This is a genomic window from Maribacter arenosus, from assembly GCF_014610845.1.
In the GTDB taxonomy this organism is placed as follows: Bacteria; Bacteroidota; Bacteroidia; order Flavobacteriales; family Flavobacteriaceae; genus Maribacter_A; species Maribacter_A arenosus.
Genome location: NZ_JABTCG010000004.1, coordinates 180,901 through 202,513, shown reverse-complemented (window position 1 = coordinate 202,513; position 21,613 = coordinate 180,901). Strand labels below are relative to the sequence as shown.

Annotated in this window: 14 protein-coding genes; 8 read left to right on the top strand and 6 right to left on the bottom strand. The window is 40.5% G+C overall.

Going from position 1 to position 21,613, the window contains the following annotated elements:
- Nucleotides 1-21: 21 nt before the first annotated feature.
- Entirely contained in the window at nucleotides 22-5,541 is a 5,520-nt protein-coding gene (locus HPE63_RS11820; protein WP_188314482.1) for an alpha-2-macroglobulin family protein, read from the bottom strand.
- Between the two features lie 344 nt (nucleotides 5,542-5,885).
- Between HPE63_RS11820 and HPE63_RS11815 the strand changes: the two genes are divergently transcribed.
- The 5 genes from HPE63_RS11815 (at nucleotide 5,886) to HPE63_RS11795 (ending at nucleotide 10,590) form a co-directional block, all read left to right on the top strand.
- Nucleotides 5,886-6,362: a CAP domain-containing protein gene (locus HPE63_RS11815; protein WP_188314481.1), complete on the top strand. Its 477-nt coding sequence runs from the start codon at nucleotides 5,886-5,888 to the stop codon at nucleotides 6,360-6,362.
- 100 nt (nucleotides 6,363-6,462) lie between these two features.
- Nucleotides 6,463-7,002 carry a 3-hydroxyanthranilate 3,4-dioxygenase gene (locus HPE63_RS11810; RefSeq protein WP_188314480.1) on the top strand — a complete coding sequence of 180 codons (540 nt, stop codon included), beginning with the start codon at nucleotides 6,463-6,465 and terminating at the stop codon, nucleotides 7,000-7,002.
- A 3-nt stretch (nucleotides 7,003-7,005) separates the two neighbouring features.
- Nucleotides 7,006-7,368, top strand: coding sequence for a DUF1304 domain-containing protein (locus HPE63_RS11805; protein ID WP_188314479.1), 363 nt, complete (start codon nucleotides 7,006-7,008; stop codon nucleotides 7,366-7,368).
- 98 nt (nucleotides 7,369-7,466) lie between these two features.
- A complete protein-coding gene (gene amaB, locus HPE63_RS11800) occupies nucleotides 7,467-9,020 on the top strand; it encodes an L-piperidine-6-carboxylate dehydrogenase (RefSeq protein ID WP_188314478.1) in 1,554 nt (517 codons plus the stop codon).
- A gap of 1,006 nt (nucleotides 9,021-10,026) precedes the next feature.
- Nucleotides 10,027-10,590, top strand: coding sequence for a hypothetical protein (locus tag HPE63_RS11795; protein WP_188314477.1), 564 nt, complete (start codon nucleotides 10,027-10,029; stop codon nucleotides 10,588-10,590).
- Nucleotides 10,591-10,637: 47 nt separating this feature from the next.
- On the opposite strand, the gene HPE63_RS11790 is transcribed toward HPE63_RS11795, so the two are convergent.
- From HPE63_RS11790 to HPE63_RS11775, 4 genes are all read right to left on the bottom strand, one after another.
- Entirely contained in the window at nucleotides 10,638-11,633 is a 996-nt protein-coding gene (locus HPE63_RS11790; RefSeq protein WP_188314476.1) for an acyl-ACP desaturase, read from the bottom strand.
- A 61-nt stretch (nucleotides 11,634-11,694) separates the two neighbouring features.
- The gene (locus HPE63_RS11785; RefSeq protein WP_188314475.1) at nucleotides 11,695-12,429 is read right to left on the bottom strand and encodes a metallophosphoesterase; all 735 of its coding nucleotides are present in this window, start codon (nucleotides 12,427-12,429) and stop codon (nucleotides 11,695-11,697) included.
- Nucleotides 12,426-13,508 (bottom strand): DNA helicase PriA, encoded by a 1,083-nt coding sequence (locus HPE63_RS11780; RefSeq protein WP_188314474.1) that lies wholly within the window; start codon nucleotides 13,506-13,508, stop codon nucleotides 12,426-12,428. Before HPE63_RS11780 ends, HPE63_RS11785 begins: the two co-directional genes overlap by 4 nt.
- Before the next feature lie 59 nt (nucleotides 13,509-13,567).
- Nucleotides 13,568-14,707: an SPFH domain-containing protein gene (locus HPE63_RS11775; protein ID WP_188314473.1), complete on the bottom strand. Its 1,140-nt coding sequence runs from the start codon at nucleotides 14,705-14,707 to the stop codon at nucleotides 13,568-13,570.
- A gap of 288 nt (nucleotides 14,708-14,995) precedes the next feature.
- Here HPE63_RS11775 and HPE63_RS11770 point away from each other — a divergent pair, with 288 nt between their 5' ends.
- The 3 genes from HPE63_RS11770 to HPE63_RS11760 all read left to right on the top strand — a co-directional run bounded on the left by HPE63_RS11770 (nucleotide 14,996) and on the right by HPE63_RS11760 (nucleotide 20,890).
- Nucleotides 14,996-17,539, top strand: a complete 2,544-nt coding sequence (locus HPE63_RS11770; RefSeq protein ID WP_188314472.1) for an adenosylcobalamin-dependent ribonucleoside-diphosphate reductase — start codon at nucleotides 14,996-14,998, stop codon at nucleotides 17,537-17,539.
- A 469-nt stretch (nucleotides 17,540-18,008) separates the two neighbouring features.
- Nucleotides 18,009-18,959: a carbohydrate kinase family protein gene (locus HPE63_RS11765; RefSeq protein WP_188314471.1), complete on the top strand. Its 951-nt coding sequence runs from the start codon at nucleotides 18,009-18,011 to the stop codon at nucleotides 18,957-18,959.
- Nucleotides 18,956-20,890, top strand: coding sequence for an amylosucrase (locus HPE63_RS11760; protein WP_188314470.1), 1,935 nt, complete (start codon nucleotides 18,956-18,958; stop codon nucleotides 20,888-20,890). Before HPE63_RS11765 ends, HPE63_RS11760 begins: the two co-directional genes overlap by 4 nt.
- A gap of 97 nt (nucleotides 20,891-20,987) precedes the next feature.
- Here HPE63_RS11760 and HPE63_RS11755 read toward each other — a convergent pair whose 3' ends face one another.
- Nucleotides 20,988-21,497 carry a DUF3124 domain-containing protein gene (locus HPE63_RS11755; RefSeq protein WP_188314469.1) on the bottom strand — a complete coding sequence of 170 codons (510 nt, stop codon included), beginning with the start codon at nucleotides 21,495-21,497 and terminating at the stop codon, nucleotides 20,988-20,990.
- Nucleotides 21,498-21,613: the final 116 nt, after the last annotated feature.

Sequence of the window (21,613 nt, the reverse complement as noted above, 5' to 3'; positions counted from 1 at the left end):
ACCTACCCTAATAGTTTTCGATTATTGTACCACTTCTACCCATCTTCCTTTGGTTCGTACTGCATAGTCATTGTCATACATGGCCTCTGCCTGTACTCCTGGCAAATAGTACGTGCCCAAATAAGATGCATTCAGTAACAATCTTAAAGTCTTAGTCTCATTCTTCTTCAACGTAAAATAGAAATTAACACGGTCGTCCCGAAGGTCGGTGTGGTCAACTTCATTTTGTGCGAAGTCGCCGAAATCGGTAAATCGAGTGTTGACAATTTCCCATCCGCTAGGGAAAATTTCGGTCAATGCCACATTTTCAATTTTGTTACCCGACGTATTGGTCAATGTAACCTCAGCAACAAAATCGGTACCTTGCATCACTTTGGCCACATCCATTGATGATCCATCCCTACTTTTGAATACGGAACTGACCTTAAGGTTTCTTTGAAACTCCTTCTCTTTCCCAACAGGCAATATTCCACTGTTGACAATCGTCACATAAAGCGTATTCTGTTCCATATTGCTTAAAGTAATACGATTGTTACCTGCCTTGATTCCGAGCTCATGATTTGCCAATGTTTTGGGTGTATTTACATCAAACGAAGTACCATTTAGGATAACTTTCGCCTTGATTCCTTTTCCGCCCACCATTTCAGCAAATTTGGCCATCGCCAAAAGACAATAGGCCGTGCTCTGGGTACTCATCCATTGCTTTTCGCCCAATTGCCGGGCTACAGTCTTGGCCATTTCTTGAGCTTTGACCTTGTCTTGCATCAAAATCAATGTTTCAAGGGCCATCGCCCTATTTCTAGCTTCCGAACCATAGGTATAGTAATTATGTTCATTGTCGTCAAAATCGTACGTAGTAGTCGACAGCAACTGATCTGCAACACGTTTTTGACCTATTAAAGCATAGGTGGCCGCTAAGCGGAATTTGGATTCATTGGATAGGTTATTGATCTCCCTTAATCTATTCATAGAAGCCACGTCGGCATTCCCCGACACCGCTAATGTATATAAGCGATAGGCCTGTGCCAAATCAGAATTTCCAGAACCGCTTCGCCACTGTTTCGCAATCTGTTGCTGATAACTTACCCAACTCGATTTAAACCCGATAGGTAGTACATAACCCTTATTTTCGGCTTCCAACAAGAAATGTCCGGCATAAGAAGTGCCCCAATCGTTGACGCTACCTTGACCTGGCCAATAGGAGAATCCTCCATTTGGCAATTGATAACCTCCCAACCGTTGAATGGCATTTTCCACGTGTTTTTGAATCTGTTTTTTTTGATTGCCATCCAAATCAAAGATATCGGACAAATATAGTTGAGGAAAGGCGGCAGAAGTTGCCTGTTCTATACATCCATGGGGGTAACGGATCAAATATTTCATACGGCCATTGAAATTCATGGGGGGTAAGGTTGAAAATTCGACTTGGGCCGAATTGCTGCCGGTAATTCCAAAAGTTTGTAGGTCTATGGTTTGGCTTCCTTGGGCGTCAAGAACCAAATCTTCAACAGTGGATGTCATAGGATTGGGATTCACCACGTCTATAGGGATCTCAAAAGAAGCTTTTTCACCATTCCCAGAGGCTTCTACAATTACTTTTCCTATGCCTATGAAATCGGTCACATTCAAATTGAAATAGACCATTTTCTCATCGGGTTGGGTAAACGAAATCGTCTGTGAATTAGCACCATCGATGGTAAAAGCTTGATTTTCCTTGATTTTAACTGTGACACTCTTCACTTTATTTTCCATGGCAAATACCGTAACAGGAAGGGTTACTTTTTCACCAGGCGTAATCTTTCGTGGTAAGGATGCCAATACCATTAATGGCTTGCGAACAGGAGTGGTCTTTTCGGCACTTCCATAGGCCCCGCTCGTGTTTTCCCCGGCTATGATCATAGTCCGGACCGAACCTACGTATTTGGGTATTTTAATTTGGTGTGTTCGGGATTGACCTTCCTTCAATTCAAATGGTCCCAAATAAATGACCATGGGTTCAAAACGATTTGCTTTTTTGTTTTTTGCACCTGCCAATTCACTATCACCCCCTATAGCAAACACCTGATCAATACGCCCGCCGAAGGCACCGATTACATCATCATAGACATCCCATGTCTTTACCCCTAAAGCCTCCCGTGCATAGAAGGTATTCCATGGGTCTGGGGTTTTGAATCGCGTCAGGTCCAATAGCCCTTCATCGACTATGGCGACACTATAGGTCATCGCTTTCCCTTTTGCCTCACTTACCTTTAGGTTTATGATTTCCTCGGGTTGCAACACCTCTGGCATCGTAATAACAGGTTGCAATTTCGTTTTTGGATTTTCAACCGCAATCGGAATTACCCCATACAAGCGAATAGGAGAATCATTGAGCGTTGAAGCGTGTGGTTGCAGAAGTGAAATATGAATATAGACATTTGGTGTATAAAGTGCCTTTATAGGCAGTTCGAATTGGGTTTCTCCCTTTGTGGTCGAAACCCAAAGAGATTCTAGCACTTCACTTCCATTTTCCACAGTGACCAAAGCACTTCCGCCCTCGGAACTAGGGAAGGTCACTTTGGCCGTTTCCCCTACCTTATAATTTTCCTTGTCTGCCGTAAAAACAAGCATCGTAGCTGCTGAGGGATCATTTTTTCTGGATTTTCCTGCCCAACCCGGCCAATCTATATAAATGGTCTCTCCTGTGGCATGGCCTCCATTTGGATCCTCAACAAGTACCAAGTACCGGCCCCAATCAGGATATTTCAATTCAAAATCAAAAGTTGCTTTTCCATTGGCATTCGTACTCAAGTTGACATCGAATACCTTCTCGCGGTAATTGCTACCGCTAAAGTTACTGAGGTTATCGGCAGACGTATCCCACCACCACCTCCAATTGACTTTATATATGGCCGCCTTTAGGTTTTTAACCGCTTTGGGATTTCCTTTTTCATCCACGGAAACCACCTCAAAACGATGTTGGGTATCGGTCAACAACATCCCTCTGGTTTTATCGCCTTTAGGGGTGTTCAACCCTATATATGTTTTATAGGGGGAATACGGTTTAACAAATACATCCGTGCTAAAATCGCCACCATTTTCATATACTTTTGTAATAAACGCAGCATTGAGCATCCCGGGTGCCCTGTTAGTAAGTTGTGGCTTCATACTAAAATCGACCTTACCTTCGGTATTCAATCTACCTTCAAGAACACGCTGTTCCTCAGCGGTGAAAGTCCTAGTCGGGTCATCAAAAACAAAACCCGGGAAGGACTCAAAACTTGTTTTGTGGGCATTAAACTTCGCTGTGAGGTCAACTTTCAAGTTTTTTGCAGTGGCTCCATGAAGCCATTTCACTTCCAAAGACCCATTGATCGGATTGGAACCCGAAAGAACTTCCTGTTCAAACTCCGTTTTTATTTTCAATCGATTGGGTTTGATGGTTTCTATCTTAATGGTTTTGGTAAATGAAGCCCCACCGACCGATACTTTTGCCAACCAATTGCCCGTAGGGGCATTCTCCTCGGTCTTAATGGCAAAGTGATAAAAATTATTCAATCCTGCCTTTTGAATTTCACGTAAGACGACTTTATTGTAGGGATCCAACAATTCAAGTTTCACGGGATGGTCTGGGGGAAGTTTGTTAGCGTTATCATTTAATAAAAAGGAAAGAAAGATTTGATCACCTGGACGCCAAACACCACGTTCCCCAAAGAGGAAACCTTTGATCCCTTTTTGCAGTTGTACCCCTGCAACATTGAATTTGCTTACCGAAAGCGCATTGCCATCGTTGAGTTTAACATAGGTCTTTTGTCCGTTATTCTCCACTATGGCGAAGTATGCCACCTTTTGGGCATCAAAAATCGACGTGCCTTCGACATTCGTAGTGACATTGCCTATGGCTTGTTGTTGGTAATTATAGAACGTAACCTTTGCACCGGCAACGGGATTCGTGTTCAAAATATCATTTACAGCGATAAAATAGCTATTGTTCACCCCTTTCTTTATGGTGACACCAAGGTCGCTGGCCAATACATTAATGCCGATTACCTTGTTATAGTAATAGGAAGTATGGCAAGGATTCTCACGCTCGTTCCAATCATAATTATAATAATAATCCTCATAATAGGTTTCCATGTCGTCCCAAGAACTATCTTCCTGGTCCTCATCAAAATTTTCTTCGATATCGGTCACAGTCCCAAAATTTGTCGCCTCACATTGATAGGAACTGAAAGAAGGGTCAATATCGAATTCTACCCTATAAATGGCTCCAACATCAGGGGTAATCAAGGTTTTGAGATCCAAAGCGTGTGCCGACCATTTACCGTTGGTGTTAGACAATCGATTCTCTAAGACGATTCTTTTTTTGGCAATTGGTCGGGCAACGGAACGCAAATTATAATTGCCGTCGATTGTATTACCTTGAAGGAATTGTAGGATATTATTTTCATATATCTTCAAAACAGAAACATTAACTGCTTTTAGATTTACGGTTTCGAAATTAATCTTCAAGTTGTTTGAAGAGGGTAAAATCGTACCATTGGATAAAAGCCGAACCTCGGGTTTTATCTGTTCAAAGGCCATGCGTTCCTCGAATTTCGATTTTAATTTATAGCCATCTACACTTTCAATTCCTTCAAAAACCTCTAGTTGGGCAGTACCTTTCATATCAGTGTTAGGATATACCTTCAAAGTATTCCCATCAATTGAGAATTTAGGACTATCAACACCTTCCAAAACAACCAATCCCTTAAAATTTTGGCCTTTCTTAATAGGATCTGAAAAATTAATCAATACCAGTTGCTCTTCCCCAGTTTGCACCAAGGCTTCCAAAACCGTGAAATTGTTCTTTCCCGGTATTTTGATTACATTCTTTCCAAAACTGTCAATATTATACTTAGATCCGTCCCAAGAAATTTCAAGTTCGGTATCGTCTTCATACCGTTGTATGCTATCGATCTTAAAAAAAAACTGGTTGCCTTCGCTCACGGCAGCGTCAAACTGCAGTTCGAGGATTTTTCCGTTTCGCTTGACAACAATAAGCTCCTTCAATATAGACAATGACATTACATCAGAACTTCGCACTTGCCCATTGATATACTGCAGGTTTTTTGAATGCGATTGCACAGGTTCGGTATAGACATTATACTGTTGTTTTTGGGTTCGTACACCAAAGACCATCGTTCTAAGGTCTTTGGGAATATCGTCTATGATGTTCTTTAAAACCAATGTAAACGTATAATCGGTATCCTGTCTAAAACTTTTTTCCGGAACAAATGCAATGGTCCTATTATTCAAGGCGACCACCTTTCCTTTTACCTTTGGCTCGACCACAAGTAGATCACTATCAAGCTCATCGCCATTATTCCAGGATTCAATGGGTTGATTGAGCACTACCCGAACATCGCTTTTTGCCGAAATAATACCGTGACTCACTTCTGAAATATATTCTTGGTATTTGTTCAATTCGTCAAATTTTCCAATTGAAGATTCTTTTTTTGAAGTACATCCGATAAGAAATATGAAGATGAAAGACAGGCGCAATATTTGGATAATTTTCATGGACGAATAATTTGATTATAAAAGTAGTGGAGATTGTTCAAAAATCCATTCTGGTATAGCATGAAATTGAAATTCCAAAATACCTTTCTTTTTAGGGCTGGGATATAAAATCGATGATGTATCGTTGGTTTAAGCCACTTAAATAAGAAAAATAAAGGGTTCTTATTGCTGATTTTGAAATGTTGGATGCATTTCATCGAAAAAAAAGTATCTTTCATATGATTATACGGCAAATTTCTCTATCATTACAGCAGTTGAACAACCCCATTCAACTTTTAATCAGAGACTCCCAATTCTCCTCCTACTTATTTTATAGTCTACCTACTTGCAATTTAGAACATTGTATGAAGATGAGATTGCCACATGCATTCCTCATTTTATTTGTTGCTATTTTAGGTTCATGTTCAAAGGAATCATTGGATAAGACAAATATAATAGAGGCCAAGAATGCCCTCGAAGTTGAGAATGAACTGTTGGACATTGTTAATGTCCATCGCGTTTCATTGGGCTACACTTCTTTGGAATTGAGCCTTGTTGCCTATGAATATGCGAATGACCATAATGACTATATGATCACTACCGGTAATATCAGCCATGATGGATTTAGTTCAAGGGCCTCGAGCATAGCTTCTGCGGTCAATGCCGAATTTGTCGCCGAAAATGTTGCCAAGGATTATGTCTCCGCGGTGGAAGCTTTTGAAAATTGGCTGGCAAGTTCCGATCATAAGAAAACAATGGAAGGCAATTTTACCCACACTGCGGTTAGCGTTAAGAAAGACCCCCAGGGAAATTTGTACTTTACGCAGCTCTTCTATCGTTAAATCCGAAGTCCCGCTTTCTTTTCTTACATTTGAATCACTGGCCATATAAAAAGGCTAGAATCGGTTGTTTTACCAAACTGTAAACATTCAAATAGTTACTATGTCTATATCACCCCCTTTTAATTTAAATAAATGGATCGAGGAAAACAGGGAATTGTTGAAGCCCCCTGTAGGCAATAAAAACCTATATAAAGAATCTGGGGATTATATCGTTATGATCGTGGCAGGGCCCAATGCCCGCAAGGATTATCATTATAATGAGACCGAAGAACTTTTTTACCAGTTGGAAGGTAATATCGAAGTCCATATCCAGGAAAATCGTCAGAAGAAGACGATGAAACTTGGCCCTGGCGACATGTATCTGCACCCCGCCAAGGTACCCCATTCGCCGGTTCGTCACAAAGGGTCTATTGGGTTAGTCATCGAGCGAAAAAGATCTGATATGAAAGTTGATGATGGGCTCCTTTGGTTTTGTGATAATTGTAATCACAAACTATATGAGGTGTATTTTACCTTGAATGATATTGAAAAAGATTTTTTAAGCCATTTTAAACATTTTTACGGGTCTGAAGACTTGCGAACCTGTGATAATTGTGGAACGGTTATGCCAGTTGACGAACGCTTTACAACAGATGACTAGCTTATGCAAATTACCATCGATATACTTATAGGCTTGGTTGCAATATTGCACCTTTATTTTTTATGGTTCGAAATGTTCGCTTGGACCACTAGAGGCCGAAAGGTGTTCAAGAACTTTCCGCCAGAACTATTCGAACCTACCAAACCACTAGCTGCCAATCAAGGCCTTTACAATGGGTTTTTGGCTGCCGGACTTATTTGGACCTTTTTTATCACAGACCCTTACTGGAAATCGAATATTGCACTTTTCTTTTTAGGCTGTGTGGCCATTGCCGGAATCTATGGTGCCCTTTCAGCAGATAAGAAAATATTCTTCGTTCAGGCTTTGCCGGCGATTATTGCGATTATACTGCTTTTTTTACGATAGTTAATTTTATTTACTTATTTGAAACCCTAGACAAACCAAAGCCCGATTATTTGTAGCTTTGTCTAAAATTTAACAATAAACGCCCTAAAAGTTATAAAATGTCAAAAATAGCAACGGATTTCGGCATCATGGATGCCTTAAAAAAATTAGGAATAGAAGAAGTCAACAAGGGCACCTCAACAGGCAGTCAATGCTTTGGCTCTGGAGAAACCATTGCTTCGTATTCCCCAGTAGATGGGACATTGATCGGAAAGGTCAACAGTACTACCAAAGCCGATTATGAAAAGTTGATGTCAACGGCTACCCAAGCTTTTAATACGTGGAGAACCACACCTGCACCCCAACGCGGTGAAATTGTACGACAATTTGGTGACAAACTTCGTGAATTAAAAGAACCTTTAGGAAAATTGGTTTCGTATGAAATGGGTAAAAGTTACCAAGAGGGCTTGGGTGAGGTTCAAGAGATGATCGATATCTGTGATTTCGCCGTTGGTCTTTCAAGACAACTCCACGGACTTACTATGCACTCCGAACGTCCAGGGCACCGAATGTACGAGCAATACCATCCTCTAGGTGTAGTAGGTATCATTTCAGCTTTTAACTTCCCTGTAGCTGTATGGGCATGGAATACCGCTTTGGCATGGGTTTGTGGGGATGTCTGTGTTTGGAAACCATCGGAAAAAACACCTTTATGTGGCATAGCCTGTCAGAATATTGCAGCTGAGGTTTTTAAAGCCAATAATTTACCCGAAGGCATTTCTTGCTTGATCAATGGTGATTACAAAGTCGGTGAATTGATGACCAATGATAAACGAGTGCCATTGATTTCGGCAACAGGGTCAATACGAATGGGTAAAATAGTTGCCCAAGCTGTAGCGGCCAGATTGGGAAAATCATTATTGGAACTTGGTGGCAATAATGCCATAATAGTCACACCCGACGCCGATATTAAAATGACGGTGATTGGCGCCGTTTTCGGCGCTGTAGGTACTGCAGGACAACGTTGTACATCAACTAGAAGGCTAATCATTCACGAATCGATTTATGATACCGTTAAAGATGCTGTAGTAAATGCTTACGAACAATTACGAATTGGTAATCCTCTGGATGAAAACAATCACGTTGGTCCATTAATTGACACTGATGCCGTTAAAATGTACCAAGGTGCATTGAGAAAGGTTGTTGAAGAAGGTGGGAAAATTATTGTGGAAGGCGGGGTATTAGAAGGAAACGGATATGAAAGTGATTGTTATGTAAAACCGGCAATAGCCGAAGCAAAGAATGAATATGAAATTGTACAACATGAAACCTTTGCGCCTATCCTGTATTTGCTTAAATATTCGGGTGATGTCCAAAACGCCATAGCACTTCAAAACGGGGTGGTTCAAGGACTTTCCTCTGCCATTATGACCAACAATCTGCGAGAGGCGGAACAATTCCTTTCCTGTGCAGGTAGCGACTGTGGCATTGCCAATGTAAACATTGGGACTTCAGGTGCTGAAATCGGTGGCGCTTTTGGAGGGGAAAAGGAAACTGGTGGCGGACGTGAATCAGGTTCTGATGCTTGGAAAATCTATATGCGAAGACAAACGAACACGATTAACTATACTACTGAATTGCCATTGGCACAAGGTATTAAATTTGATTTCTAATCCAAAAAGAAACCCGCTGACCCTTTAGCTCCTTCGTCATGCCAAAAGCTTGACTGGCTCAAACGGTCAGCGGGTTTACCCTACCAACTAATCTAACTAACTAACTCAAACTATAAAGAAATTACTGTCTTCCATCCCTTTGAATGCCCTGTTAAAAATCAAGCCTTTACCCTTTTGCTTTTAGAAGGTTCTACTTTCCAACTACCTTCTAGCAAAGCTTGGGTGCCCAGAACAATGACCATACAACAAAACATCAACAAATTTTTAATTTTCGCTTTCATACGATTGGGTTCTATTATGTTCTTGAATAATTAAACTTACATCATATTTCAGGTGAAATCAAGTTTTTCTGTACCACTGGTCTTAACTAGTGTATAGATGTACATATTTACCCTTTTTATAGCAATGCTTCAAGGCAAACTACTTATTTCCTTTCCTAAAGGTTATACTTAGAACCATTACCTCTCTTATTGAACTAGGTTCAAAACGACTTGGGTGTACACTTCTTCTTTCGTCTTTTTATTGAAATAGCATACATGTACTCAAATATTAAAGATCGCGTGGAAAAAGGGTTCGAACAGCAAAACGAGCAATACTATACCGTCTTGATTTAGAGGATTTAAAAGGTAGTTTTTAACAAAATATAAGTTTTTTTTAATACATTGTAAACTCAACACTAAATCATTATAGTCTATGACAAAAAAAACAACCAACCTGCTTGGAATAATCATAACCATCCTGGCGGGGACTTATTTCTTCATCACATGTTGCAGTGAATGTGGGATGTGATCAAAGAAGGAGCCCGAAAAGAAGTTATGGCTCTTATAGCGCTTGAATCCGTCTCGTAAAATTTTCTTTTTTACGTTAGGGAATTTATCTACAACGCAAACTTAAAAAGGTCCTGATAAACCCATGACAAGTAATGCAACGAAAAAGGGTAGGGACCAAAACAGACGAACCGTAATCACTTTAAATTAAATAACTAATATAATAAAACGTATAAAAAATGGATTTTTCAACAATGAATATTTGGTGCTGGTTAATTCCGCTATTAGTAGGTTTACTTTGTGCGTATTTCGGATACCTTATAGGGAAAGGTAAAAGCAAGACCATAGACAATTCTGGCGATTTGAAACTCTTACAAGATAAGAATGCGAAACTTCAGGCCGATTTGGATGCCTGTAAAGGCAAGCTATCCACGGGCGCTGCCGTAACCGGTGTAAGTAGTGCAGTTGCGGCCACTTCCTTTACAAAAGAAGAAAAGGTAATTTCGTTTGATGCGGAAGCGGCGAAAGCTGCCTTGGGTAAGGCGATTAAAAAGGATGATTTAAAGGTTGTTGAGGGAATTGGTCCTAAAATTGCCGGAATGTTCAATGACGCTGGGATAAAGACTTGGAAAGCCCTTTCTGAAACCGCAGTCTCCGATTGTCAAAAAATACTTGATAGCGGTGGCAATCGTTATAAAGTTCATGATCCAGCCTCATGGCCTATGCAAGCCAAAATGTGCTACGAAAACAAATGGAAGGAACTTGCAAAATGGCAAGACAAACATGACCATGGAAAGTTATAATCCATTCATATAATAAAAAACCGGTTTAAAAATGAACCGGTTTTTTATTATAATGTTCCATTGGCCTCTACCCATTTAAAATGGTATTGATCTTTTGGAAAGGACATCCGATCAGAAATGCGGTGTAATCTGTCTGGAAGTTTCATTAAATAATCACGTGCCTTTTCGGCTTCGTCAGTAAGATTTCGCACCGTATCCAATTCCCAATAGGAATTCAATTTCTTAAGAATATCAATATAATCATTAGCCGTATAAACGCCCAGGCGCTGCGCACAGTTAGAAAAATTCTCAAAGGCGGTCCCTATAGTTCCACCTGATTCCCGTAAAAAATGTGCAGGCATTACGATTTTTTTCTTCATCATATCGGCAAAAGCCAACATCATCCCAGAGGGATCTTCCCCGAATATGGATTTCACAAACTCCCGATACGCCAAATGATGCCTCATTTCATCCCCAGCAATGATCGTACACATTTTTCCCAAGAGGGCATTGCCTTTCTTTTTGGCCATTTGCCCAACCCGTTTGTGGGAAATATTCGTAGCCAATTCCTGGAATGAAGTATAAACAAAATTCTTGTAGGGATCCCTATCTGTCCCAATATCAAATCCGTCGGCAATCAAATGCTGTGTAGTGATTTCAACTTCACGCATATTAACCCTCCCGGATAAATATAAATACTTGTTTAGGACATCGCCATGTCGGTTTTCTTCCGCTGTCCATGCCCGTACCCATTTAGACCAACCATTATCCTTGCCCTCATGCTGATTTATTCCCTCTACATCCATTAACCATGCCTCATAAGTTGGTAACGCTTCCTCGGTAATAGTATCCGCCACCATAGTCACCCAAAAGTCATAGCCCAATTCCTTCGATTCTTCCCGTAATTGTTCAATGTCATTTAAAAACCCATTACTATCAGGGTCGGGAAGAAAATCAGAGGGTTGCCAAATATCTTCAATGGGTATCAAATAGGAGTCCATAAATTCCCCCACTTTTGGCTCAATGGCCTGCATAACCTCTAATCGTATATTCTTCTTAACCATACACTTGTTTTTATTAAAGTACAATTATATCCATAAAATTTAGATAAAGTTGTGCTAAATTTTAGTTTCTGCCCTTTTCACCGGGATAGAAGGTATGAACCGGGTCACTTTGCCAAATCTCCTTTGAATGCACATCCATTATTGATAGCGGGCCTAAAAATGCAGCTCCTGTATCCATGTTCCAAACGTTGGCAGCCTTTTGTGGGGTGATTTTGCCTATGCGGGTAACAGGGGTATGGCCGATGAATATCTCATTATAATGTAAAAGCCTTTTCGGAAAATGTTCATGGTCTTCCTGTAAGCTAGGATTCAATGATAGGGCTAATTCCCATAGCGTTCTGTCCCAATAAAAAGTTTTAGGGAAGTATTCATGTTCAACACCCTTAACATTGGTGAAACCCGCATGAAGATATAATCGATTGTCGGAATCCTTGTGATAATTTATCAATGCATTGTAAAATCGAATGTGTTTTTCAATGGTCGAAGTATCTGCTTTTTTATATGAACGCACACTTGATACCCCGCCATGTTGAAGCCACATTGGGTTATCCTCCCCTGTAAGTAGCCAATTGGAACAGAGTTCGTCATGGTTGCCGCGTAAAAATAGACAATTGTGGGTTTGTTCGAGTTCGATCAAAAAATCCACGGTTTCCACCGCAGTACTCCAACCGTCTACATAATCGCCAAGAAAAATCAGTCTGTCACTCTGTGAAACCCCAGCTTTGTGCATAACCTGTTCAAGTGCTTTCAAACCTGCATGAATATCGCCTATGACCAATGTTCTACTTGTAATCATTTTGCAAAAATCGATATTAGGGCAATTATAACCACAATAAAAAGCACAAAAAAGAAAATTTTCCAGAAAGAATAAGGTCTTGTACCGCTCAACACCCCTGTTTGCCCATTGATATAAAAGAGGTATTCCTTTCCGCCGTACCTATATGCACTAATATATACCGGGAGTAAAATATGCTTAAACGTTTCATCTGATAATTTAATATCGGCATGGTTGATACGCTGGGTGTCCCCTCCGATATCCCTCCGGATCCAAGTATAAGCTATATGTTTGGCTTCTTGAAAAGATTGATGGTGCCCCTCTTTCAAGGATATGGTATATTTTTCAGTCACAAAACCTGCTAAGTATTTTGAATTGAAAACAACCAATTCCTTTAAATTCCAATGGGCTATTTTATTCGGAATCTCCCTTCGTTTTTTTTCCGATGCGTTGATCAGGATATCATCGACAAAACCTTCGACCGTTCCAGAGGCGGGTGACCATCTTGTTTTGCGAACCTGTCGGGTCTGCATCCCATTTTTGGTACGTACCCTTTGGGTTTCATAATAATAATCCCCACGTTGCCCTTGATATGTCGCGAATAAATTGGAATCAAACGTCCAGTAAGGTACATACAAACCATGGAGGCCTTCCGGATCCAAAGCTGCCCGTTTTAAATTATTTGGGGCAAACCAAATACTTCGGACCCAATTCTTAAAGATCGTTCTTGCTTTTTTGGCATCCAATTTAAATGGAACCAAAGCCCCTGGCAAGATCCACCCCTCTTTCTCAATATCTTCACGAATCAAAGGTTCCCCGCAGTAGACACAATCAAGGGATTTATAATTCTCCTCAACATGTTGATTTGCCCCACAGTTTTTACAGTGGAGTAGATCTATGGTTTCCGTATAGGCATTTTCCCCAACGATTTTAAGGTAGTGTTGCAGTTCAAGCTCCTCAAAACTGCTTTTGGCCTGTTCAATAAATTCCTCGTAACCGCAATATGCACATATAAGTTGGTGCGAACCTGGTTTGAATTTAAGTTCGGCACCGCAATTGGCACAGGGCTTATTTACTTCTGAATTAAGGGTTTCTTCCATACACAAATGATGCCTTTTCCAAATTGAAGTGGAAATTCAAAAAACAGTTATATGGTCACTTATGCCGATGGTAATGGTGGTGGTGTGCTACCCCCAAGGAATACCTTTAATTCTTCAATATCCTTTAGAGCTGTCCAATTGGCCATGCCTTGTTTCCATATTAGGGAATCCCTATTGATGGTTCTACTTGCGAATAGCTCTTTTAATTTATCGAAAGTCACCGGTCCGGCTTGTTGCCCGTTAACCGCATAATGATAGTATACCTGTGCGGGCATTGGCGGAGGTACAGCTGCCACTTGTTGCGGTTGCCCACCAAAAGGCTGTTGGGTTCCTGGTTGGCTCATCATATTACCCATTTGTTGGGCTAGAACAAAGCCCATACCCATACCCATGCCTGCACCAGCAGTTCCTCCCTCGTTTTTGGCCGCTGCCTCCATGGCCTTTGCGGCTTTGAACTGAGAAAGCTTGGTCATATCCAATTTATCAAGTCGACTATATTCAAATATTTCTTTTTTAAGCTCTTCGGGCATGGAAACATTCTCGATATAGAATTTTTCCAATTCGATACCCACACGACCAAATTCAGGTTGCATAACCTCTTGACAGGTTTCAGAAAGCTCACTGGTATTGGCCGCATACAATTCGATAGGTAAATTGGCCTCCCCTACAGTATCGGTAAACCGGGTCACAATCAAACTCTTTAAGTGCTCATTAATTTCATAGTTCGTAAAATTACCATCGGTTCCCACGACATCGACCACAAATTTACCAGGATCATTAATCCGAAAACTATAGGTGCCGAATGCCCTAATCTCAACCAAGCCAAAACGTTCATCGCTCAGCATAAACGGGTTTTTAGTCCCCCATTTCTCATCGGTGAACAAACGTGTGCTCACAAAATAAACTTCTGCTTTAAAGGGGCTGTCGAAACCATATTTCCATCCTTTTAAGGTTGTAAGTATAGGTAGGTTTTTCGTATTCAAGGTATAAGTGCCCGGTTTAAAGACATCCGCCAATTGTCCTTCATTGACAAATACGGCCGTTTGCCCTTCTCGAACGATCAATTTCGCGTTGTTCTTGATCTCATTCTGATATCTTTCAAACCTATGGACAATGGTATCATTTGAAGTGTCCAACCATTCGATAATATCAATAAATTCGTGACTCAGTTTGTTTTTTATTTCATCAAATAAGTTCATGTTGCCAATTTTTTAATTTGTTAAAAGGTAAGGAATTCTTTATATGTTCCAAAGTGGAAAACCCAATAAATTATTGGTCTGACCATGATTTGGATTGTTACGGAATCAAAATGAACACTTAAATAAATTTGTTAACTTTATTTTGTTGATAATTTTTTATTTACCTGATTATCTGTGTTTTAAGTATATTTTCTTGTATACTTTATGACATTTGTCATAAATCAATTCTTTTCTTTTTGTCTACTTTTATACTTTCTTACTAAGCACTTAAAACCATATTATTCACAAATGCAATTAAAAACAATCCAATCCCAAAGGAAAACATTTTCCCAAGAAGAAGCTTATCAATCCAGTTTGGCCTATTTCAAAGGCGACGATTTAGCGGCCCAAGTATGGGTAAACAAATATGCCCTTAAAGATTCTGAAGGGAATATCTATGAACTCAACCCCGATGATATGCATCATCGGATAGCAAAGGAAATTGCCCGCGTTGAGCAAAAATACCCCAATCCCCTATCTGAAAAGGAGATATATGATTTGATCAAGTACTTTAAATATATTGTACCCCAAGGCAGCCCTATGGCAGGTATAGGCAACCCCTATCAGATAGCCTCGTTATCCAATTGTTTTGTCATAGGAAATGACGGTAATTCAGATTCTTATGGGGGAATCATGAAAATAGATCAAGAGCAAGTACAATTAATGAAACGTCGTGGTGGTGTAGGCCATGACCTTTCCCATATACGACCAAAAGGCTCGCCCGTAAAAAATTCGGCATTGACCTCGACAGGTCTTGTGCCCTTTATGGAACGCTATTCAAATTCGACTAGGGAAGTGGCCCAAGATGGTCGCCGTGGAGCTTTAATGTTATCAGTTTCCATCAATCATCCCGACGCCGAGGATTTTATTGATGCCAAAATGGAACAAGGTAAGGTTACGGGAGCCAACGTTTCTGTGCGAATAGATGATGACTTCATGAAGTCGGTGGAGAACAATACCAATTACACCCAAAAGTTTCCCATACATAGTGCTGATCCAAGATTTTCGAAGGAAATCGAAGCGAATAAATTATGGAGTAAGATTGTACACAATGCTTGGCAATCCGCAGAACCTGGGATTTTGTTCTGGGATACGATTATCAATGAATCAGTGCCCGATTGCTATGCTGATCTTGGTTACAAAACGGTATCGACCAACCCCTGCGGTGAAATTCCCTTATGCCCCTACGATTCCTGTAGATTATTGGCCATAAACCTATTCTCCTATGTGGAAGAACCGTTCACTGAAAAAGCAGCATTCAACTTCCCACTATTTAAAAAACATATTGCAGCAGCCCAGCGCATTATGGATGATATTATCGACTTGGAATTGGAAAAGGTCGATGGTATTCTAGCGAAGATCATTGCTGATCCGGAATTGGAAGAAACCAAGGCCGTGGAAATACGGTTATGGCAAAAAATAAAGGAAAAGGCCATTAATGGTCGGCGAACCGGAATCGGTATAACTGCCGAAGGTGATATGTTGGCGGCTTTAGGATTACGGTACGGTAGTGAAAAAGCCAACGAATTTTCGGTCGAAGTACATAAAACAATTGCCCTGGAAGCTTACCGAGCTTCAGTGCATGCTGCCAAGGATCGCGGAGCGTTCGAGATTTTTGATGCCGAAAGGGAAAAGGATAATCCTTTTATTCTGCGACTCAAAGAAGCCGATGAAAAATTATATTACGAAATGTTGGAATACGGTCGTCGTAATATTGCATTATTGACCATTGCCCCGACCGGTACAACAAGCCTAATGACACAGACCACATCGGGGATAGAACCTGTTTTTCTTCCCATTTATAAACGTAGGCGAAAAGTTAATCCCAACGATAAGAATGCGAAAGTGACTTTCGTTGACGAAGTTGGCGATTCATGGGAGGAATATGTGGTTTTCCACCATGGATTCAAACAATGGATGGAGGCCAATAACCTGGACACGGAAAAATCGTACAGCCAAGCCGCTCTTGATAAAATCGTAAAGAAATCCCCTTATTTCAAGGCAACCTCCAATGATGTTGATTGGTTGAGCAAGGTACGTTTACAGGGGGCGGTACAAAAATGGGTAGACCACTCTATCAGTGTCACCATTAACTTGCCTAATGATGCCCCGGAAGAATTAGTGGGTACCTTATATTTGGAAGCTTGGAAAGCGGGTTGTAAAGGGGTGACGGTTTACCGTGATGGTTCTCGATCTGGGGTATTGCTTTCCAATGAACCCGAGGCCGAAGAAAAATTGACCTTATTCCCAACAAAACGACCTGAAGTATTGGAGGCCGATGTTGTTCGTTTTCAAAACAATAAGGAAAAGTGGATTGCCTTTATTGGTCTAATTGATGATAAACCCTACGAAATCTTCACCGGATTGGCCGATGATGAGGACGGTATCTTAATACCTCGTTGGGTCGAAGGAGGCTTGATCATTAAAAATAGGAATGAAGATGGTACCTCACGCTACGATTTTCAATACGAGAACAAAAGGGGATACAAGACGACCATCGAAGGACTTTCACATAAATTCAATCCAGAATTTTGGAATTACGCTAAACTGATTTCGAGCACCTTACGCCACGGGATGCCGATTGAAAAAATAGTGGATTTGATCAATAGCCTTCAATTGGAAGGTGAATCGATAAATACCTGGAAAAATGGGGTAGCACGAGCTTTAAAACGGTTCGTTGAAGATGGTACCATGGCCAAAGGACAAAAATGTGACAATTGCAAATCAACCAATTTAATCTACCAAGAAGGCTGTCTTACCTGTACGGATTGCGGTTCGTCCAAGTGTGGTTAAAAATGTAAGGGGTTTCAGATAGTAATGCGCCAAAGCGTGTTGGAATATAGTAGTGTCTTCAGCCACTATGCTATATTTTAATGCGCTTTTTGCATTCCATTAATTTTATAATGATGGATGCGATAAATCGTGGATTGAATTGCTCGACCAAAACAAAATTCGAATGTAACAAAAGTAGCCTCTTCCGAAGTATAAAACGAAACAATTACCACACCACAACAAAGAATTCATCCAGGAGAGATTGCCAATAAAGCAAGAATTTTGGACATCTACGATTCAACCAACAATATGTGCGGTATGTCAAGCTAAAATGTCATCCTGATAGAAGTCTGCGAAATAGTAAAAAGGTGTACTGCCTTTTGACCGAATGGTGAGACGCCTTTCAGACTTACTTCACTAGAAATTCATATAAAATTTTGGAATAAGTCCCATTTTGTAATTACCTTGGGCTCTACAAGTACATAAAATAATGAAGAAAGTTTATTGTATTGGGGAATTATTGATCGATTTTGTAGCTGAAAATCAAGGGAACGATCTCGCGAAAGCTGAAGTGTTCACAAAAAAACCAGGTGGAGCCCCTGCAAATGTGGCCTGCGCTATTGCCAAACTGGGCGGCTTAAGCAAATTCATCGGTTGTGTGGGAGAAGATCAATTCGGATCCTTTTTACTAGGTGTTTTAGAGGACAACCATGTTGATATTAGCCTGGCACAACGCTCTAAAAACTTTACAACACTTGCTTTTGTTTCTATCGCGGAAGATGGGGAACGTGATTTTGTGTTTAGTCGTGGAGCGGATAAGAAATTGAAATATGATTCTAAGATTAAAAAATCGTTCCAAAACAATATAGTGCATCTTGGTGCCGCCACGGCCCTATTAGGTGGGGATTTGGAAGATGCTTATGGGCGGTACTTTTTTGATGCCCTGACCCAAAATGCCTTTATTAGTTTTGATCCCAATTTTCGAAGTGACCTTTGGAAGGGTGATGAAAATATCTTTGTAAAAAAATGCATGCCTTTTGTGCAGAAAGCGCATTTATGCAAATTTAGTTTGGAAGAGGCCCGTCTAATATCGGGCAAGGTAAATTTAGAGGAATGTTGTGAGTTTTTGCACGAAGTAGGTACGAAGGTCATAACCATAACCCTAGGTGGTGAAGGTACTTTACTAAGCACCGAAACCACCAAACACACCATCCCAAGCATACCGGTAAATCCGGTAGATACAACAGGGGCTGGGGATGCCTTTATCGGTTGCTTACTCTACCAAATAGCCGGTTTACATGACCCTTTGGAAATTCTTGAAAATATTGATTTGTTAATTGATTTTGTTAAGATAGCCAATAAGGCCGGTGCATTGACAACCACTAACTTTGGCGCAATTCCGTCCTTGCCCAATCTGGAACAACTTCTTGCCATCGAATGAATCAAGCATCCCTTCATAAATATCTCGCTTTTGAAACCAAAAAAAAGCGAACTAGCGATGTAGAAGCACTCTTTGAACAGAGGATGGCCACCAATCTCACTTTGATCAAGGATTTGTTTTTTTCGCTTTATCCAGAAAAAGAATTCGAGAACTCATTTAAGCAACTTTTGGACACGCTTCCTGTTCTGTTTAAGCAAAGGCCTTCTTCGCTTAAATCACTTGACATAATGCGTTTGAAGCAGGAAAATTGGTATCAGTCCGAACAGTTGGTCGGTATGCAGTTATACGTTGATCATTTCAATGAAAACCTAAAGGGGTTGGAAAACAAACTAGGGTATCTTGAAAAATTAGGGGTGAATTTTATTCACCTGATGCCCATTACACCGCGCCCCAAGGGTGAGAATGACGGAGGATATGCAGTAAACAGTTACTACGAGGTAGACCAAAAGTTTGGCACAAAAAATGACCTTTTAAGGCTTACCGAAAAAATGCGCGACAAGAATATGTTCCTAATGTTGGATTTTGTCGCCAATCATACTTCCAACGAATTCCCTTGGGCAAAAAAAGCCATGGCGGGCGAGAAAAAATACCAAGGATATTACCATATTTACCCAGACCGTACCCTTCCCGATGCATATGAGAATACGCTTCCTGAAATATTCCCAATGACCTCCCCAGGTAATTTCACCTTCAACCCCGAAATGCAAAAATGGGTTATGACCGTCTTTAACCAATACCAATGGGATCTTAATTATTCGAATCCCTTGGTCTTTATCGAAATGTTGGCCAATTTGGTAAAGCTGGTGAATCTTGGTGTGGATGTGGTGCGTTTGGATGCCCTGGCGTTTATGTGGAAAAAACTGGATACCCTGTCCCAAAACCTGCCCGAGGCACATATATTGATTTCGTTGTTCAGGATGTGCCTGCAGGTAATCGCTCCAGGAGTCGTTTTTTTGGCAGAGGCCATCGTCGCCCCGAAAGAAATCATAAAATATTTCGGTACGGGGAATTTGAAGGGAAACGAGTGTGAAATTGCCTACAATGCTACCCTAATGGCCTTGTTATGGGATGCTATCGCCACAAAAAAAACGGTATTACTGTATAAAAACATACTTAATCTGCCGAAAAAGCCTAAGGAAACCACCTGGATCAATTATATACGATGCCATGATGATATAGGTCTTGGGTTCGAAGATCATCATATCCACGATATTGGCTGGGATGCCCAATCGCACCGCAAATTTCTTTTGGATTATTATTGTCAAAATATCGATTGGTCTCCAGCGAAAGGTCAAATGTTCATGTACAATCCGAAAACAGGTGATGGAAGGATAACCGGAAGCGCTGCCTCCTTATTGGGATTGGAAAAGGCCCTTGAACAAAAGAACCAGGCTAAAATAGACCAAGCCATTGATAAAATAATCATGATGCATGGTCTTGTGCTATCCTATGGTGGCATACCCCTAATTTATGCAGGGGATGAAATAGGAACCTTGAACGACTATACGTATACAACGGATTCGGATAAAAAAGAAGATAGTCGATGGATCAACCGGCCCCACCAAGATTGGAGGACTATTGACCAACTCGATGTTTTAAAAAACCATCAATCCAAGATATTCTTTACTCTGCAGCATTTGATTCGCATACGCAAAGAACACGAAGTGTTCGCTGATAATAATAACTTGGTTTTGTACGATACCAACAATGCGCACATTTTGGTCTACGAAAGACCCTCAGTCAATGACAAAGGTGTACTGGTGGTATGTAATTTTGACGAAGTTCCTCAGACCGTAGATGAAATTTCCCTTAAGTCCTATGGGTCAAAATCGAACCCCATTAATCTTATTTCGGGGTCAAAGGTGAAGTTCGTAAATGGCAAATTGGTAGTAAGGCCTTACGAATTGTTCTGGTTATCGAAAACCAGCTAAACATCGACATAACATTAATTCCGTAGTAGATATTATAGATAAGACTCCAAGGCTTGTCACACCACCAAAAAGGGTATGATGGCACTCCTATTCCTTATCATTCTATCCGTTTTCCTTGTGTGGCGAACGAAAGTCCTTGCTGTCCCATGGTCGAATTCATTATCCCTTCAAATAAAGGTTCCGAACAACCCTTTGGGATTTTCCATTCAAAAATAAAATTTGAACCCGTTCCTCCTGAAACATCGATTTCATCGATGATTATTTCCGCAGTTTCCAAGGGCCTCAAATAAATCGGGGTATTAAAATAAGTTCTAACGTGTTCGCCATGGGTATCATAATAATTGGCCTTTAGCACATAAATAGTATCCTTATCGCTGGTATTCCTTAAACTTATCATGGAAGTAAGGTTGTGGGTTTTGTGCTCAGAAATACTGTATATCTGCGAATAGATCGAAAGATATGTTTTACCATATTCCAAACTATCCTTTTTACTAATGTCAATGCCTCGTTTTGACCAGTTTTCAGGATTGATGGAACTGATCTCTTTTTCCTCATGACAACTGAGAAGAACCAATGTGCCTAAAATCATTACTAAAGATAGTCTCATATCGGTTGAATTTATTGATTAAAGCGAATTTCCTTTTTCATACGGATTTTTCAAGTCAACATTTGTTACAAAATACGCATTTTGTTTGATTGCTTTTCAAACAAGTGGTTATCTTT

Excerpts from the sequence above, each read along its gene's own strand:
- HPE63_RS11820 (WP_188314482.1), bottom strand. The coding sequence starts at position 5,541 with ATGAAAATTATCCAAATATTGCGCCTGTCTTTCATCTTCATATTTCTT.
- HPE63_RS11815 (WP_188314481.1), top strand. The coding sequence starts at position 5,886 with ATGAAGATGAGATTGCCACATGCATTCCTCATTTTATTTGTTGCTATT.
- HPE63_RS11810 (WP_188314480.1), top strand. The coding sequence starts at position 6,463 with ATGTCTATATCACCCCCTTTTAATTTAAATAAATGGATCGAGGAAAAC.
- HPE63_RS11805 (WP_188314479.1), top strand. The coding sequence starts at position 7,006 with ATGCAAATTACCATCGATATACTTATAGGCTTGGTTGCAATATTGCAC.
- amaB (WP_188314478.1), top strand. The coding sequence starts at position 7,467 with ATGTCAAAAATAGCAACGGATTTCGGCATCATGGATGCCTTAAAAAAA.
- HPE63_RS11795 (WP_188314477.1), top strand. The coding sequence starts at position 10,027 with ATGGATTTTTCAACAATGAATATTTGGTGCTGGTTAATTCCGCTATTA.
- HPE63_RS11790 (WP_188314476.1), bottom strand. The coding sequence starts at position 11,633 with ATGGTTAAGAAGAATATACGATTAGAGGTTATGCAGGCCATTGAGCCA.
- HPE63_RS11785 (WP_188314475.1), bottom strand. The coding sequence starts at position 12,429 with ATGATTACAAGTAGAACATTGGTCATAGGCGATATTCATGCAGGTTTG.
- HPE63_RS11780 (WP_188314474.1), bottom strand. The coding sequence starts at position 13,508 with ATGGAAGAAACCCTTAATTCAGAAGTAAATAAGCCCTGTGCCAATTGC.
- HPE63_RS11775 (WP_188314473.1), bottom strand. The coding sequence starts at position 14,707 with ATGAACTTATTTGATGAAATAAAAAACAAACTGAGTCACGAATTTATT.
- HPE63_RS11770 (WP_188314472.1), top strand. The coding sequence starts at position 14,996 with ATGCAATTAAAAACAATCCAATCCCAAAGGAAAACATTTTCCCAAGAA.
- HPE63_RS11765 (WP_188314471.1), top strand. The coding sequence starts at position 18,009 with ATGAAGAAAGTTTATTGTATTGGGGAATTATTGATCGATTTTGTAGCT.
- HPE63_RS11760 (WP_188314470.1), top strand. The coding sequence starts at position 18,956 with ATGAATCAAGCATCCCTTCATAAATATCTCGCTTTTGAAACCAAAAAA.
- HPE63_RS11755 (WP_188314469.1), bottom strand. The coding sequence starts at position 21,497 with ATGAGACTATCTTTAGTAATGATTTTAGGCACATTGGTTCTTCTCAGT.